General features: G+C 65.2%; 15 protein-coding genes. All 15 read right to left on the bottom strand.

The window, feature by feature from the left end; translation table 11 throughout:
* Positions 1–57: 57 nt before the first annotated feature.
* Positions 58–342: a DUF1467 family protein gene (locus MTX23_RS16735; RefSeq protein ID WP_280977766.1), complete on the bottom strand. Its 285-nt coding sequence runs from the start codon at positions 340–342 to the stop codon at positions 58–60.
* Between the two features lie 6 nt (positions 343–348).
* Positions 349–753, bottom strand: a complete 405-nt coding sequence (mce, locus tag MTX23_RS16730) for a methylmalonyl-CoA epimerase (protein ID WP_280977765.1) — start codon at positions 751–753, stop codon at positions 349–351.
* Positions 754–792: 39 nt separating this feature from the next.
* A complete protein-coding gene (locus tag MTX23_RS16725; RefSeq protein WP_280977764.1) occupies positions 793–2,463 on the bottom strand; it encodes a ribonuclease J in 1,671 nt (556 codons plus the stop codon).
* On the bottom strand, positions 2,463–3,266 hold the full coding sequence (locus MTX23_RS16720) for a biotin--[acetyl-CoA-carboxylase] ligase (protein WP_280978097.1): 804 nt from the start codon (positions 3,264–3,266) through the stop codon (positions 2,463–2,465). The genes MTX23_RS16725 and MTX23_RS16720 overlap by 1 nt, the downstream gene beginning before the upstream one ends.
* 61 nt (positions 3,267–3,327) lie before the next feature.
* Entirely contained in the window at positions 3,328–4,764 is a 1,437-nt protein-coding gene (nuoN, locus tag MTX23_RS16715) for an NADH-quinone oxidoreductase subunit NuoN (RefSeq protein ID WP_280977763.1), read from the bottom strand.
* Positions 4,765–4,774: 10 nt separating this feature from the next.
* A complete protein-coding gene (locus tag MTX23_RS16710; RefSeq protein WP_280977762.1) occupies positions 4,775–6,289 on the bottom strand; it encodes an NADH-quinone oxidoreductase subunit M in 1,515 nt (504 codons plus the stop codon).
* Complete coding sequence (nuoL, locus tag MTX23_RS16705) at positions 6,290–8,362, bottom strand: NADH-quinone oxidoreductase subunit L (RefSeq protein ID WP_280977761.1); 2,073 nt, start codon at positions 8,360–8,362, stop codon at positions 6,290–6,292. It abuts the gene before it with no gap.
* 83 nt (positions 8,363–8,445) lie between these two features.
* Positions 8,446–8,754 (bottom strand): NADH-quinone oxidoreductase subunit NuoK, encoded by a 309-nt coding sequence (gene nuoK / locus MTX23_RS16700; protein ID WP_027537255.1) that lies wholly within the window; start codon positions 8,752–8,754, stop codon positions 8,446–8,448.
* Positions 8,751–9,389 carry an NADH-quinone oxidoreductase subunit J gene (locus MTX23_RS16695; protein ID WP_280977760.1) on the bottom strand — a complete coding sequence of 213 codons (639 nt, stop codon included), beginning with the start codon at positions 9,387–9,389 and terminating at the stop codon, positions 8,751–8,753. Before MTX23_RS16695 ends, nuoK begins: the two co-directional genes overlap by 4 nt.
* A 9-nt stretch (positions 9,390–9,398) precedes the next feature.
* Positions 9,399–9,893 (bottom strand): NADH-quinone oxidoreductase subunit NuoI, encoded by a 495-nt coding sequence (nuoI, locus tag MTX23_RS16690; RefSeq protein ID WP_018271854.1) that lies wholly within the window; start codon positions 9,891–9,893, stop codon positions 9,399–9,401.
* A 7-nt stretch (positions 9,894–9,900) separates the two neighbouring features.
* The gene (gene nuoH, locus MTX23_RS16685) at positions 9,901–10,971 is read right to left on the bottom strand and encodes an NADH-quinone oxidoreductase subunit NuoH (protein WP_280977759.1); all 1,071 of its coding nucleotides are present in this window, start codon (positions 10,969–10,971) and stop codon (positions 9,901–9,903) included.
* A gap of 10 nt (positions 10,972–10,981) precedes the next feature.
* Entirely contained in the window at positions 10,982–13,057 is a 2,076-nt protein-coding gene (nuoG, locus tag MTX23_RS16680) for an NADH-quinone oxidoreductase subunit NuoG (protein ID WP_280977758.1), read from the bottom strand.
* A gap of 30 nt (positions 13,058–13,087) precedes the next feature.
* Positions 13,088–14,410, bottom strand: coding sequence for an NADH-quinone oxidoreductase subunit NuoF (nuoF, locus tag MTX23_RS16675; RefSeq protein ID WP_280977757.1), 1,323 nt, complete (start codon positions 14,408–14,410; stop codon positions 13,088–13,090).
* A 19-nt stretch (positions 14,411–14,429) separates the two neighbouring features.
* Positions 14,430–14,642 (bottom strand): hypothetical protein, encoded by a 213-nt coding sequence (locus MTX23_RS16670; RefSeq protein ID WP_280977756.1) that lies wholly within the window; start codon positions 14,640–14,642, stop codon positions 14,430–14,432.
* Entirely contained in the window at positions 14,642–15,253 is a 612-nt protein-coding gene (gene nuoE / locus MTX23_RS16665) for an NADH-quinone oxidoreductase subunit NuoE (RefSeq protein ID WP_280977755.1), read from the bottom strand. The genes MTX23_RS16670 and nuoE overlap by 1 nt, the downstream gene beginning before the upstream one ends.
* Positions 15,254–15,263 lie beyond the last annotated feature (10 nt).

Here is a 15,263-nt window from a genome sequence, read left to right as displayed (position 1 = left end):
ATGTGCAGGGCGAGGTTGATCCTCGCTCCCGCTTCGGGCCGATCCGGCCTTTTCTTGTCAGTTGTGGAACGCCGGCATCCCCATCAGTCTCGACAACCGCTCGATCGAGAGATAGCCGGCGTAATACGCCCACATCCCGATCGCAAAGATCACGGCCGAGAGCAGCGTGGTCCAGAGCAGCTTGCGTCCCATCTGCGCCAGGACCGGCGCACCGGGATCGGTGCCGGGCGCAGCAACGCCGTCCTCTTGCTGGCTGCGCACGCCGAACGGCAGCGTCAGGAACAGCACGATCCACCAAAGGACGAAGTAAATAGCAAGCCCGGTTGAAATCTGGTACGCCATGCGGCCTCAGGCCTGTTCGATCTCGACCAAGGCGCCGGAGAAATCCTTGGGGTGGAAGAACAGCACCGGCTTGCCGTGGGCGCCGATCTTCGGCTGGCCGTCGCCAAGCACGCGCGCGCCCTCGGCGACCAGGCGGTCGCGGGCGGCGATGATGTCGGGTACGTCATAACAGACATGGTGGATGCCGCCGTCGGCATTGCGCTCGACGAACTTCGCGATCGGCGAGGCCTCGCCCAGCGGCTCGATGAACTCGATCTTGGTGTTCGGCAGCGTCACGAACACGGTGACGACGCCGTGCTCCGGCAGCGGCACGGCGTCGGAAATCTCGGCGTTGAAGGCCGTGCCGTAGATCTTTGCCGCCTTCTTGGCGTCCTTGACCGCAATCGCGACGTGATTGAGCCGGCCCAGCATGTCTCTCTCCCTTGTCGTTGCGCGCCCGCTAGGTGCGCGTCAGACCGTCAGAACGTGCACGAGGCAGATCGGCTTCTTGCCCCATTGCTCGTTCAACAATGCCCGCACCGCACGGCGCACCGATTCCGCCAGCGCATCCGGATCGCGCCGCCGCGGCCGCGGCAAGCCCTCGACCGTCGAGACCACGACCTCAAACACGATGTCGTCGAGCATTTCGCCGGCGGCATTCTTCTCCGGCATGCCGACGAGATCAACCTCGGGATCGTCGGCAAGCTCGCCCTGCTCGGTCATGGCGATGGCGACGAAGGCGCAGCCGGCAAACCCCATCCGCCGCCGTTCCACCACCGCGCGCGACTTGGCGTCCTCCAGGATGGTTCCGTCCTTGTAGAGCCGGCCGGCCGGCAGTTCGTCGATGATGCCGGGATCGCCCGGTCCGAGCTTGACCAGGTCACCGTTGCGGCAGGTGAGAACCTTCGGCACGCCGGCGGCGCGCGCCAGCTTGGCGTGCTCGGCCAGATGCAGGGCCTCGCCATGCACGGGAATCAGGAGTTGCGGCCGCACCCAGGAGATCATGTCGCGGAGCTCGTCGCGGCGCGGATGGCCGGAGACATGCACCAGATGATCGCGGTCGGTGATCACCTCCACGCCCTGCTCGACCAGCCCGTTGATGATGCTGCCGACTGCCTTCTCGTTGCCGGGGATGGTACGGGAGGAGAAGATCACGGTGTCGCCCTTGTTCAGGGTGATCTGCGGATGATCGTCATTGGCGATCCGCGCCAGCGCCGCGCGGGGCTCGCCCTGGCTGCCGGTGCACAGCGCCAGCACCTTGTCGGGCGGGAAATGCCCGTAGACCTCGGTGCTGCGGAAGTTCTGCACGCCGTTGAGATAGCCGCATTCGCGCGCCACTTGCACCGCCCGCTCCATGGCGCGGCCGACCACGACGACTTCGCGGTCCGCTGCCCTGGCAGCGTCGGCGACCGCTTTCATGCGCGCGACGTTGGAGGCGAAGGTGGTGACGGCCACCCGCCCCTTCGCCTTCTTCACGAGCTCGGCGATGGTCTTCGCGACCTCGGCTTCCGACGGCGAACGGCCGTCGCGCACGGCATTGGTGGAATCGCCGACCAGCGCCAGCACGCCTTCGTCGCCGAGTTCGCGCAGCCGCCGTTCGTCGGTTGGCAGCCCGAGGATCGGGGTCGGGTCGATCTTCCAGTCGCCGGTGTGCAGCACGGTGCCGACTTCGGTCCTGATCGCCAGCGCGTGCGACTCCGGAATCGAATGCGCGACCGGGATGAACTCGACATTGAACGGGCCGATGTCGACCCGGCCGCCCGACGGGATCACCGTGACGGGGATCTTCGGCGGATTGCGCTCGGCGGCGCATTTGGCCTCGAACAGCGACGCGCTGAACTGCGTCGCGTAGATCTTGCACCCGAGCTTGGGCCAGAGATCGATGATGGCGCCGAAATGGTCCTCATGGGCGTGCGTGAGCACTAGGCCCATCAGATTGTTGCGCTCCTTCTCCAGGAAGCGGATGTCCGGCATGATCAGGTCGATGCCGGGCAGATGCTCCTCGTCGCCGAAGGAGACGCCGAGATCGACGGCGAGCCATGCGCGTTGATGGCGATTGCCGAGGCCGTAAATCGACAGGTTCATGCCGATCTCGCCGACGCCGCCGAGCGGCGCAAAGGTCAGTTCGTCCGGGCGCGCCATCAGCTGGCCCTCACCGAGGCTGCATTGCCGAAATAGACCTCGCCGGCAGTCACGGGCATCCGCTGGCCGTCAGCGGTACGGACGATCAGGCAACCGGTGTCATCGATGGTGTCGAAAGTCCCCTCCAGCGCCGCGGTCCCGGTCTGGATCGCCACCTTGCCGCCGAGTCCGGCGGCGCGCTCCAGCCACAGGCGGCGGATCTCGGCAAAGCCCCGGCCATTGTCCCAGATGCCGCGGAACTCGACCCACGCATCCGACAATGCTGCGAACAGCTCTTCCGCCCCGATCTGGACGCCGAGCGCGGCGAGCGACACGGCCGGCGTCGGGGTGCCCTCGGGCGCCGCCACGACGTTGGTGCCGATCCCGACCACGACCGCAAGGTAATCGCCGACACCTTCGGCCTCCAGCAGGATGCCCGACAGTTTCCTGCCGTCAGCCAGCACGTCGTTCGGCCATTTCAGGGTGTATGCCGGGCTCCGCCCGAGCCGCAGCGCCGCTTCGATGCTGACCTTCTGCAAGGCCGCCTCGAGCGACAGCCCGGCGGCGAAGCCGAGCGTCGCCGCGACCGCCGGCTGAACGTCCATCACCTCGAGGACGCTGCTGGCGAGATTGCCGCGCGGCGCGACCCAGGCCCGCTGCCGCCGACCGCGCCCTGCGGTCTGCTCCGGGGTCACGAACCACATCGGCCCGCGCTCGCCGTCGCGGGCGCGCCGGAGCGCCTCGGCATTGGTCGAGTCGATCTGGTCGAAAGCGGCGAGCTTGTAGCCCGCCGCAATGGCCAGGGGTCCGAGCGTGAAGGTCATTTTGACGTTTTGCACATGATCATCTCCGAAAGCCGGTCTCCACGTTTCGGGATCATGCGCGTCAGAACAGCGACTTCGCCGCCGCCGTTGCCATGCTGACCAGCGGCCCTGGATAGGCGAAGAAGAAGATGTTGAAGAGGCCCGCGACCGCCAGCACCGTGCGCAACTCGACGCGCACCGGATCGAGCTTGCCGACCGGCTGGTCGAAATACATCACCTTGACGATCGACAGGTAGTAGAACGCGCCCACCACGCTGGTCAGCACGCCTATCACCGCGAGCGTGAACAGGTTTGCCTTGATCGCGGCGACGAACACATACCACTTGGCGAAGAAGCCGGCGAGCGGCGGGATGCCGGCGAGCGAGAACAGCAGCATCGCGAAGAAGAAGGCGAGCAGCGGATTGGTGCGCGACAGGCCGGCGAAATCGCTGATCTGCTCGACCGCCTGACCGTTGCGCTTCATCGCGATGATGATCGCGAAGGAACCGAGCGTCATCGCGACATAGATCGCGATATAGACGAGCACGCCCTGCGCGCCCTCGACCGTGCCGGAAGCGAGGCCGACCAGGGCAAAGCCCATGTGGCCGATCGACGAATAGGCCATCAGCCGCTTGATGTTGGTCTGGCCGATCGCCGCGAACGAGCCCAGCGCCATCGAGGCGATCGACACGAACACCAGGATCTGCTGCCACTCGGTGACGATGCCGGGGAACGCGGTGAGCGTCGCCCGCGTGAACACCGCGAGCGCGGCGACCTTCGGCGCGGACGCAAAGAACGCCGTCACCGGCGTCGGGGCGCCCTCATAAACGTCAGGCGTCCACATATGGAACGGCACCGCCGACACCTTGAAGCAGAGGCCGGCCAGCAGGAAGACGAGGCCGAACACGATGCCGAGGCTGCCCGTGGTCGCAGCCGCCGCGATGCCGGCGAAGCTGACCGTGCCGGTGAAGCCATAGATCAGCGACGCGCCGTAGAGCAGCATGCCCGACGACAGCGCACCGAGCACGAAGTACTTCAGGCCGGCCTCGCTCGACTTGGCGTTGTCGCGCTGGCTCGCGGCGACGACGTAGAGCGCCAGACTCATCAGCTCGAGGCCGAGATAGAGCGAGATCAGATCGCCGGCGGAGATCAGCACCATCATGCCGAGCGTCGACAGCAGCACCAGGATGGAGAACTCGAAGGTCCGGCGCGAGGGGTCCGACAGGAACTCGGTCGCCAGGATCAGGGTCGCGGCCGAGCCGATCAGCGCCAGGATTTTCAGGAACCGGGCGAAGTCGTCGACGATGAAGCTGCCGCCGAAGGTGACGAGCTTGCCGGCCGGCAGCCACACTTCCAGCAGGCCGGTCAGAACCAGCAGGCACACTGCAAGCGCCGTGACGAGCCGCGTCGTCCCCTGCCCGCGATAGGCTCCGATCATCAACAGCACCATGGCGCCGACCGCGAGCACCAGCTCCGGCAGCACCGGCTGCAACTGATAACCTGCACTGGAAAAGCTCATGGCGGCAGCCTTATTTGACGACCAGCGAGGCTGCCTTCACGGCAGTCACGGCGGTATTGTAATTGTTGACGAGTTGCTGGACCGAAGCGGCCGACATGTCGAGCACCGGCTTCGGATAGACGCCGAACAGGATGGTCAGCGCGATCAGCGGGAACAGCGTCAGGCATTCACGGAAGGTGAGATCCTTGATCGACATCAGCGTCGGCTTGACCAGCGCGCCGAACACCACCTTGCGGTAGAGCCAGAGCGCATAGGCCGCCGACAGGATCACGCCCGTGGTGGCGAAGAACGCCGTCGGCAGCGAGACCTTGAAGGTGCCGAGCAGCGTCATGAACTCGCCGACGAAACCCGACGTGCCGGGCAGGCCGACATTGGCCATGGTGAAGATCATGAACGTCATCGCGTAGAGCGGCATCCGGTTCACCAGGCCGCCATAGGTCGCGATCTCGCGCGAATGCATGCGGTCGTAGACTATGCCGACGCAAAGGAAGAGCGCGCCGGAGACGATGCCGTGCGAGACCATCTGGAACATGCCGCCGGCGACGCCCTGCGTCGTGACCGCGAAGATGCCCATGGTGACGAAGCCCATATGCGCGACCGAGGAGTACGCGATCAGCTTCTTCATGTCTTCCTGCATCAGCGCCACCAGCGAGGTGTAGACGATGGCGATGACGGACAGCGTGAACACGAATGGCGCGAAGTCATGCGAGGCCAGCGGGAACATCGGCAGCGAGAAGCGCAGGAAGCCGTAGCCGCCCATCTTCAGGAGGATCGCCGCCAGCACCACCGAGCCCGCCGTCGGCGCCTCGACGTGCGCATCCGGCAACCAGGTGTGTACCGGCCACATCGGCATCTTCACCGCGAACGAGGCGAAGAAGGCAAGCCACGCCCAGGTCTGCATGCCGCGCGGCACCGCGGTGTGCATCAGGGTCGGAATGTCAGTCGTGCCGGCGTTCCAGTACAGCGCCATGATGGCAAGCAGCATCAGGACCGAGCCGAGCAACGTGTACAGGAAGAACTTGAACGACGCGTAGACCCGGCGCGGACCGCCCCAGACGCCGATGATCAGGAACATCGGGATCAGGCCGCCTTCGAAGAACAGGTAGAACAGCACGAGATCGAGCGCCGAGAAGGTGCCGACCATCAGCGTTTCCAGGATCAGGAACGCCATCATGTATTCGCCGACCCGGCTCGTGATCGCCCGCCAGCTCGCGATGATGCACAGCGGCATGATCGCCGTGGTGAGGATCAGCAGCGGCAGCGAAATGCCGTCGACACCCATGTGGTAGGTGATGCCGGTGGCGAGCCAGGACGCCTTCTCGACGAACTGGAAGTCGGTCTGCGCCGGATCGAAGCGCGCCGCCAGGATCAGCGAGATCACGAAGGTGATCACCGTCGTCCACAGCGCGATCCAGCGCGCGGTGCGGTTGGCGGTCTCGTCCCCGCCCCGCGCCAGCAGATAAACCAGGATCGCGCCGACGGTCGGCAGGAAGGTCGTGACGGAAAGGATTGGCCAGGTTGTCATTTACTGGCCTCCCAAGCCGAACATGAACCAGGTGATCAATCCGGCAGCCCCGATCAGCATCGCAAAGGCGTAGTGATAGAGGTAACCGGTCTGCAGTTTGACGACGTTGCGGGTGACGTCGAGCACGCGGGCCGAGACCCCGTCGGGACCGAAGCCGTCGATGATGAAGCCGTCGCCCTTCTTCCAGAGCGTGTAGCCGATCCACTTCGCCGTGCGCACGAAGATCAGGTCGTACACCTCGTCAAAGTACCATTTGTTGAGCAGGAACTGGTACAGCATCGGCTGCTGGTTCGCGAGCTCGACCGGCAGGTACGGCCTGCGGATGTAGAACATGTAGGAGATGAACAGGCCGATCGCCATCATGACGGTGGGCAGCGGCGCGAGCCACGCCGGGATCTGCTCCATGTCCTCGAGGATATGCGGGTTCATCTTCACGGACTCGCGGAAGAACTCCTCGACGCCGTGTGGGCTCGCGAACAGCTCCTTGAACGGGAGGCCCGCGAGGATCGAGCCGGCGGCGAGCACGCCGATCGGGACCAGCATCCACATCGGGCTCTCATGCGCCGCCTCGTAGTGCTTCTGGTCGTGCGGCTCGCCGAAGAAGGTCTTGAAGATCAGACGCCAGGAATAGAACGAGGTCAGGCCGGCGGCCGCGACCGTCAGCAGATAGGCGTAGACTGCGAACGGATTGTGCGCCGCATAGGCCGCCTCGATGATCGCGTCCTTGGAGAAGTAGCCGGCGAACAGCGGGAAGCCGGTCAGCGCCAGCGTGCCGATGCACATCACCGCGAAGGTGTACGGGATCTTGCGCCACAGGCCGCCCATGTTGCGGATGTCCTGCTCGTGATGCATCGCGTAGATCACCGAGCCGGAGCCCAGGAACAGCAGCGCCTTGAAGAAGGCGTGCGTGAACAGGTGGAACATGCCGACCGAATAGGCCCCTGCCCCCATCGCCACGAACATGTACCCGAGCTGCGAACAGGTCGAGTACGCGACGATGCGCTTGATGTCGTTCTGCACCAGGCCCACGGTCGCGGCGAAGAACGCCGTGGTCGCGCCGAAGAACATCACCACCGCCTGCGCGGTCGGCGACAGCTCGAACAGCGGCGACAGGCGGGCCACCATGAAGACGCCGGCGGTGACCATGGTCGCGGCATGGATCAGCGCCGACACCGGGGTCGGGCCTTCCATCGCGTCCGGCAACCAGGTGTGCAGCAGGAACTGCGCCGACTTGCCCATCGCGCCCATGAACAGCAGCAGGCAGGTCAGCGTCAGCGCATCGGCATGCCAGCCGAAGAAGTCGATGGTCTTGCCGGTCAGCCCGGGCGCCGCATGGAAGATGGTCTCGAAATCGGTCGAGCCCACCAGCGCGAAGATCGCGAAGATGCCGAGCGCGAAGCCGAAATCGCCGACGCGGTTGACCACGAAGGCCTTGATCGCCGCGGCGTTCGCCGACGGCTTCTGGTACCAGAAGCCGATCAAGAGGTAGCTCGCCAGACCGACGCCCTCCCAGCCGAAGAACAGCTGCACGAGGTTGTCCGAGGTCACCAGCATCAGCATCGCGAAGGTGAACAGGCTGAGATAGCCGAAGAAGCGCGGCCGGTTCGGGTCCTCGTCCATGTAGCCGATGGAATAGAGGTGAACGAGCGCGGACACCGTGTTGACCACGACCAGCATCACCGCCGTCAGCGTGTCGACCCGCAGCGTCCAGGCCACCTGCAGGTCGCCCGAGGTGATCCAGGGCAGCAGCACGACGCGCGCGTCATGGTGCATGAAGCCGACATCGACCAGCGCGAACCACGACAGCGCCGCCGATACGAACAAGAGACCGGTGGTGATCAGCTCTGCCAGCCGCGATCCGGCGGCCGACGGCTCCGAGACATGGTGATCGTCGTGGCCGTGGTCGTCATGACCGTGATCATCATGGGCCGCCGCGGCATGGGCGTCGCCATGCGCATCGTCGTGATGCTCGACGATGTCGCCGCTCGGATTGCGCGCATGCGCACCGACCAGCGAAATGATCCCTGCGAGGATGGCGCCCAGCAGCGGCAGGAATACGATTGCCTGTATCATTGGACGTTCTCTTTGCGCATGATCTCGGAACAAACCAATTGGTTTGTTCGGGAAAACCGGCCTCCACTTTTCCGGATCATGCGTTAGCCCTTCATCAGATTGACGTCTTCAACCGCGATCGAACCGCGGTTGCGGAAATACACCACCAGCACGGCGAGGCCGATCGCGGCCTCGGCCGCCGCCACCGTCAGCACCAGGAGCGCGAACACCTGGCCGACGATGTCGCCGAGGAAGGTCGAGAACGCCACCAGATTGATGTTGACCGAGAGCAGGATCAGCTCGATCGACATCAGGATGACGATGATGTTCTTGCGATTGAGGAAGATACCGAGGATCCCGAGCGTAAACAGGATCGCGCCGACCGCGAGATAGTGCCCGAGCCCGATCGTCATTTCACCCACTCCGCCGCGTCGGCGTCCTGCAGTCCCTGCCCCGACGATACCTTGCGCAGCGCCATCGCCATGTCCGGCGTGCGCGCGTTCTGCACGTTGATGTTCTGCCGCTTGACGTTCGCCTTGTGGCGCAGCGTCAGCACGATGGCGCCGATCATCGCGACCAGGAGCACCATGCCGGCGAGCTGGAAGTAATGGATGTACTTCGTGTAGAGCACGAGGCCCAGCGCCTCGGTGTTGCTCACATTGGTCGGGATCGCCGCGGTGATCGTCCTGGTCACGGCCGGGTTGATCGCCCAGGCGCCGACCACCAGCAACAGCTCGAACATGAAGATGCCGCCGATCACGATGCCGATCGGCAGATACTGGATGAAGCCCTCGCGCAGCTCCACGAAGTCGACGTCGAGCATCATGATCACGAACAGGAACAGCACCGCGACGGCGCCGACATAGACGACGATCAGGATCATCCCGAGGAACTCGGCCCCCATCAGGATGAACAGGCCGGCCGCGTTGACGAACGCCAGTATCAGGAACAGTACGGAGTGCACGGGATTGCGCGAGACAATCACCATGACGGCCGACGCCACGCAGACGGCGGCAAACAGATAGAAGAACAACGCCGGAAGGATCATGCCCTCACCTCACCGGTACGGCGCGTCGAGTGCGATCGACTTCGCAATCTCGCGCTCCCAGCGGTCGCCATTGGCGAGCAGCTTGGCCTTGTCATAGTAGAGTTCCTCGCGGGTCTCGGTCGCGAATTCGAAGTTCGGCCCCTCGACGATGGCGTCCACCGGGCATGCCTCCTGGCACAGGCCACAATAGATGCACTTCACCATGTCGATGTCGTAACGGACCGTGCGGCGGGTGCCGTCGTTGCGGCGCGGGCCGGCCTCGATCGTGATCGCCTGCGCCGGGCAGATCGCCTCGCACAGCTTGCAGGCGATGCAGCGTTCCTCGCCGTTGGGATAGCGGCGCAGCGCGTGCTCGCCGCGGAAGCGCGGCGAGATCGGGCCCTTCTCGAAGGGATAGTTCAGCGTCGGCTTCGGCTGGAAGAAATAGCGCATGGCGAGGAAGAACGCCGAGACGAATTCCGACAGCAGAAGCGAGCGGGCTGTTGCGTTGACGTTAACACTCATGACGGCCTCACTTCGGCGCGATGCCGGCGAACTGCAGCACAGCGGCCACGATCACCACCATCGCCAGCGACAGCGGCAGGAACACCTTCCAGCCGAGCCGCATCAGTTGATCGTAGCGGTAGCGCGGCACGATCGCCTTCGCCATCGCGAACAGGAAGAACATGAAGAACAGCTTCAGCGCGAACCACACGATCCCCGGAATCCAGGTGAACGGCGGTAGCGCCACCGGCGGCAGCCAGCCGCCCAGGAACAGGATCGTCGCCATCGCGCACATCGTGGTGATCGCGACGTACTCGCCGAGCATGAACAGCAGGTACGGCGTCGAGCCATATTCGACCATGAAGCCGGCGACCAGCTCGGACTCCGCCTCGACCAGGTCGAACGGCGGACGGTTGGTTTCCGCGAGCGACGAGACGTAGAATACCACGAACATCGGGAACAGCGGCCACACATACCAGTTCAGGATGGTGAGCTGCGGCAGGCCGATCAGGCTGGCGAGCCCGCGGGTGTTCTGCGCCTCCACCACCGCCGAGAGGTTCAGCGAGCCGGCGCAGAGCAGCACGGTGATGATCACAAAGCCGATCGAGACCTCGTAGGACACCATCTGCGCCGCCGAGCGCAGCGCGGCCAGGAACGGATATTTCGAGTTCGACGACCAGCCGGCCATGATGATGCCGTAGATCGACAGCGACGAGATCGCGAAGATGTAGAGGATGCCGACATTGATGTCGGAGATCACCCAGCCGAAATCCATCGGGATCACCGCCCAGGCGGCGAGCGCCAGGACACAGGAGACCAGCGGCGCCAGCAGGAACACGCCCTTGTTGGCGCTGGCCGGGATCGTCGGCTCCTTCAGCACGAACTTCAGCAGGTCGGCGAAGGATTGCAGCAGTCCGAACGGACCGACCACGTTGGGGCCGCGCCGGATTTGCACCGCCGCCCAGATCTTGCGGTCGGCGAGCAGGATGTAGGCGATCGCGATCAGGAGCACGACGAGCAGCAACAGGCTCTCCGCGACCATGATGATCAGCGGCCAGAGGAAGCCGGTCCAGAACGAGCTTGCGAAGAATTCAGCCATCAGATCACGCTCACTCCGCTGCCGCCAGCATTCGACCCGACGCCAGGCGCGAGCATTCCGCCATCACGGCAGAGGCCCGGGCGATCGGGTTGGTCAGATAGAAATCCTCGACGGTCGGCTTGAAGGCCGCCTTGTCGACGCTGCCGCCCTTGCCCGCCAGCGCCTTGACGTCGTCCGCCTTGCCGGCCTCGATCTGGTCGAGCCGCATCAGGTGCGGATAGGCCTTGAACATCGCCTGGCGCAGCGCCTGCATCGAGTCGAACGGCAGCTTCTTGCCGAGCGCGTCGGACAGCGCGCGGATGATCGCCCAATCCTCACGGGCCTCGCCCGGCGGGAACGCGGCGCGGTTGGCCATCTGCACGCGGCCCTCGGTATTGACGTAGATGCCGGACTTCTCGGTGTAGGCCGCCGCCGGCAGGATGACGTCGGCGCGATGCGCGCCGCGGTCGCCATGGGTGCCGATATAGACGACGAAAGTACCGTCCGGCGCGCTGATCTCGTCGGCGCCGAGCAGGAACAGCACGTCGAGCGTGCCGAAGGTCGTCATCTGCGCCGCGGTCAGGCCGCCGGCCGCCGGCGAGAAGCCGATATCGAGCGCGCCTGCGCGCGACGCCGTGTCCTGCAACACCGCAAAGCCGTTCCAGCCGTCCTTGAGTGCGCCGACGTCGACGGCGAGCTTGGCGGCCTGCGCCAGCACCGAAGCGCCGTCATGCCTGGTATAGGCGCCGGCACCGACCAGGATGATCGGATTCTTGGCGTTCTTCAGCACGTCGGCAAAGGAGTGCTTGCCGGCCACGAGATCGGCGAGCGTCTCGATGCCCGCGCCGAGATATTCGAGGTCATAGGTGAAATCGGCCTTGGCGCCGATCATGCCGACCTTGAGCCCGCCGGTGCGCCAACGCTTGCGGATCCGCGCGTTCAGCACGGCGGCCTCCTTGCGCGGGTGCGAGCCGATGATCAGCAGGGCGTCGGCCTTGTCGATGCCGGCGATGGTCGGGTTGAAGATATACGAGCCGCGACCGGCCTTGGCGGCGAATGCGTCGCCGCCCTGCACCGCGAGATTGACCGAGCCGAACTTAGCCAGCAGCTCCTTCAGTGCGAACATCTCCTCGACTGCGGCAAGGTCGCCCGCGATGGCCCCGATCCGCTTGCCGTCGCTGCGGCCGGCCTTGGCCGCGATCGCCGCGAAGGCTTCCTGCCAGGTCGCCGGCCTGAGCTGGCCGTTCTCCCGCACATAGGGACGGTCGAGGCGCTGGGTGCGCAGGCCGTCGACAATGTGGCGGGTCTTGTCAGAGATCCACTCCTCATTCACCGCCTCATTGATGCGCGGCAGGATGCGCATCACCTCGCGGCCGCGGGTGTCGACGCGGATCGCCGAGCCGAGGCCGTCCATGACGTCGATCGACTGCGTCTTGCCGAGCTCCCAGGGCCGCGCCGCGAATGCATAGGGCTTCGAGGTCAGCGCGCCCACCGGGCAGATGTCGACGAGGTTACCCTGCAGCTCGGAGCTCAGCGCGGACTCCAGATAGGTGGTGATCTCCATATCCTCGCCGCGTCCGGTCGCACCCATTTCGGGGGCGCCACAGATCTCGGCGGAGAAGCGGACGCAGCGCGTGCACTGGATGCAGCGGTTCATCGAGGTCTTGACCAGCGCACCGAGATACTTGTCCTCGACCGCGCGCTTGTTCTCGGCGAAACGGCTGGTGTCGACGCCGTAGCCCATCGCCTGATCCTGCAGATCGCATTCGCCGCCCTGGTCGCAGATCGGGCAGTCCAGCGGATGGTTGATCAGCAGGAATTCCATCACGCCTTCACGCGCCTTCTTCACCATCGGCGAACGGGTCGAGATTTCCGGCGGCTCGCCCTTCGGGCCCGGACGGCAGTCGCGCACGGCCCAGGCGCAGCTCGCGACCGGCTTCGGACCACCCTTCACCTCGACGAGGCACATGCGGCAATTGCCGGCGATCGACAGCCGCTCGTGATAGCAGAAGCGCGGAATCTCGGCGCCCGCCGCCTCACACGCCTGCAGCAGCGTGTAGTCCGGGGCGACATCGATCTCTTTGCCATCGATGATGATCTTGGTCATGTCTTCAAGTCTTTCCCAGCTTCGCCGCCATCACTCCGCCGCCACCTGCACGGGATCGCGGACGCCGGCATCGTCGAGATCGGCCCTGTGCGAATACTGGTCGATGCGCTCCTCGATCTCGTGACGGAAATGCGCGATCAGGCCCTGGATCGGCCAGGCCGCGGCATCGCCGAGCGCGCAGATCGTGTGCCCCTCGACCTGCTTGGTCACCTCGAGCAGCATGTCGATCTCGCGCTTGTGGGCGCGGCCCTCGGCCATGCGCGTCAGCACGCGCCACATCCAGCCGGCGCCCTCGCGGCACGGCGTGCACTGGCCGCAGCTCTCGTGCTTGTAGAAATAGGAGATGCGGGCGATCGCCCGGATCAGGTCGGTCGACTTGTCCATCACGATCACGGCCGCGGTGCCGAGACCCGAGCGCAGCTTGCTCAAGGAGTCGAAATCCATCGGCGTGTCGATGATCTGCTCGGCCGGCACCATGCGCACCGACGAACCGCCGGGGATGACCGCCTTCAGGTTGCCCCAGCCGCCGCGAATGCCGCCGCAATGCTTGTCGATCAGCTCGCGGAACGGGATGCCCATCGCCTCTTCGACGTTGCAGGGCCGCTCGACATGGCCGGAGATGCAGAACAGCTTGGTGCCGACATTGTTGGGGCGGCCGATGCTGGCGAACCAGGCGGCGCCGCGGCGCAGGATGTCGGGCGCGACCGCGATCGATTCAACGTTGTTCACCGTGGTCGGGCAGCCATAGAGGCCGACATTGGCCGGGAATGGCGGCTTCAGGCGCGGCTGCCCTTTCTTGCCCTCGAGGCTCTCTAGCAGCGCGGTCTCCTCGCCGCAGATATAGGCGCCGGCGCCGTGGGCCACGTAGAGGTCGAACGGCCAGCCGTTGACGTTGTCCTTGCCGATCAGCTTGGCGTCGTAGGCCTGGTCGATCGCGGCCTGCAGCCGTTCACGCTCGCGGATAAACTCGCCGCGGACATAGATGTAGCAGGCATGCGCGCCCATCGCGTAGCTCGCGAGCAGGCAGCCTTCGACGAGCAGATGCGGATCGTGCCGCATGATCTCGCGGTCCTTGCAGGTGCCCGGCTCGGACTCGTCGGCATTGACCACGAGATAGCTCGGACGGCCGTCCTTGGATTCCTTCGGCATGAACGACCACTTCATGCCGGTCGGGAAGCCCGCTCCGCCGCGGCCGCGCAGGCCGGACGCCTTCATCTCGTTGATGATCCAGTCGCGGCCCTTGTCGATGATCGCCTTGGTGCCGTCCCAGGCGCCGCGACGGCGCGCGCCTTCGAGGCCCCAATCGTGGAGACCGTAGAGGTTCTTGAAGATGCGGTCCTTGTCGTCGAGCATGCTCAAAACTTTCCGAACATCACCGATTGGCTTGGGTATAGGCGAGCCCCGCGGCGCAACCGCCGAACACGAAGGCCCACAACAGGCTGGTCTCCAGCGAGGCGTTCAGCCCGTAGCGCTGCAGCAGGAAGATGAAGCACGCAGCCGCAGCCGTGTGCAGGGCGATGTAGCGCCAGCCCTTCATCGCACCGCCCCTCCCCATCCCGCTCGCTTGCATCAGGAAGCCGCGCATCAGGTGGTTTCCTTCAGCGTGGTCGGGCCGCCTGCCGGCGCCGAGAACTGACGGTCGATCTGCGGACCGGGTTTCGGCGGATTGCCCGCGGCAAAGCCGTCGAGCACCTTGCCGAAGCTCTCCTTGGTCAGGTCCTCGTAGGTGTCCTTCCAGATCTGCACCATCGGCGCGTTCACGCAGGCGCCGAGGCACTCGACCTCCTCCCACGAGAAGTTGCCGTCCTTCGAGAGATGGAACGGCTCGTGATTGATACGATGCTTGCACACCTCGATCAGGTCGCCGGCGCCGCGCAGCTGGCACGGGGTGGTGCCGCAGACCTGCACATGCGCCTTCTTGCCGACCGGCGAGAGCTGGAACATCGTGTAGAAGGTCGCGATCTCCAACATGCGGATATGCGGCATCTCGAGCAGGTCGGCGACGGCGCGGATCGCGGCTTCCGAGACCCAGCCGTCATGCTGCTCCTGCGCGCGCCACAGGATCGCGATCGCGGCCGAGGCCTGACGGCCCGGCGGATATTTCGTGATCTCCTTCTTGGCCCAGGCGAGATTCTCGTCCGTGAACGTGAAGCTCGCGGGCTGCAATTCCTTCGGGGCAAGGCGGCGGACGGACATCGTTCAGTCT

The sequence above is a fragment of the Bradyrhizobium sp. ISRA436 genome, from assembly GCF_029910015.1.
Lineage (GTDB): Bacteria > Pseudomonadota > Alphaproteobacteria > Rhizobiales > Xanthobacteraceae > Bradyrhizobium.
This window is presented reverse-complemented; position numbering and strand designations above follow the sequence as displayed.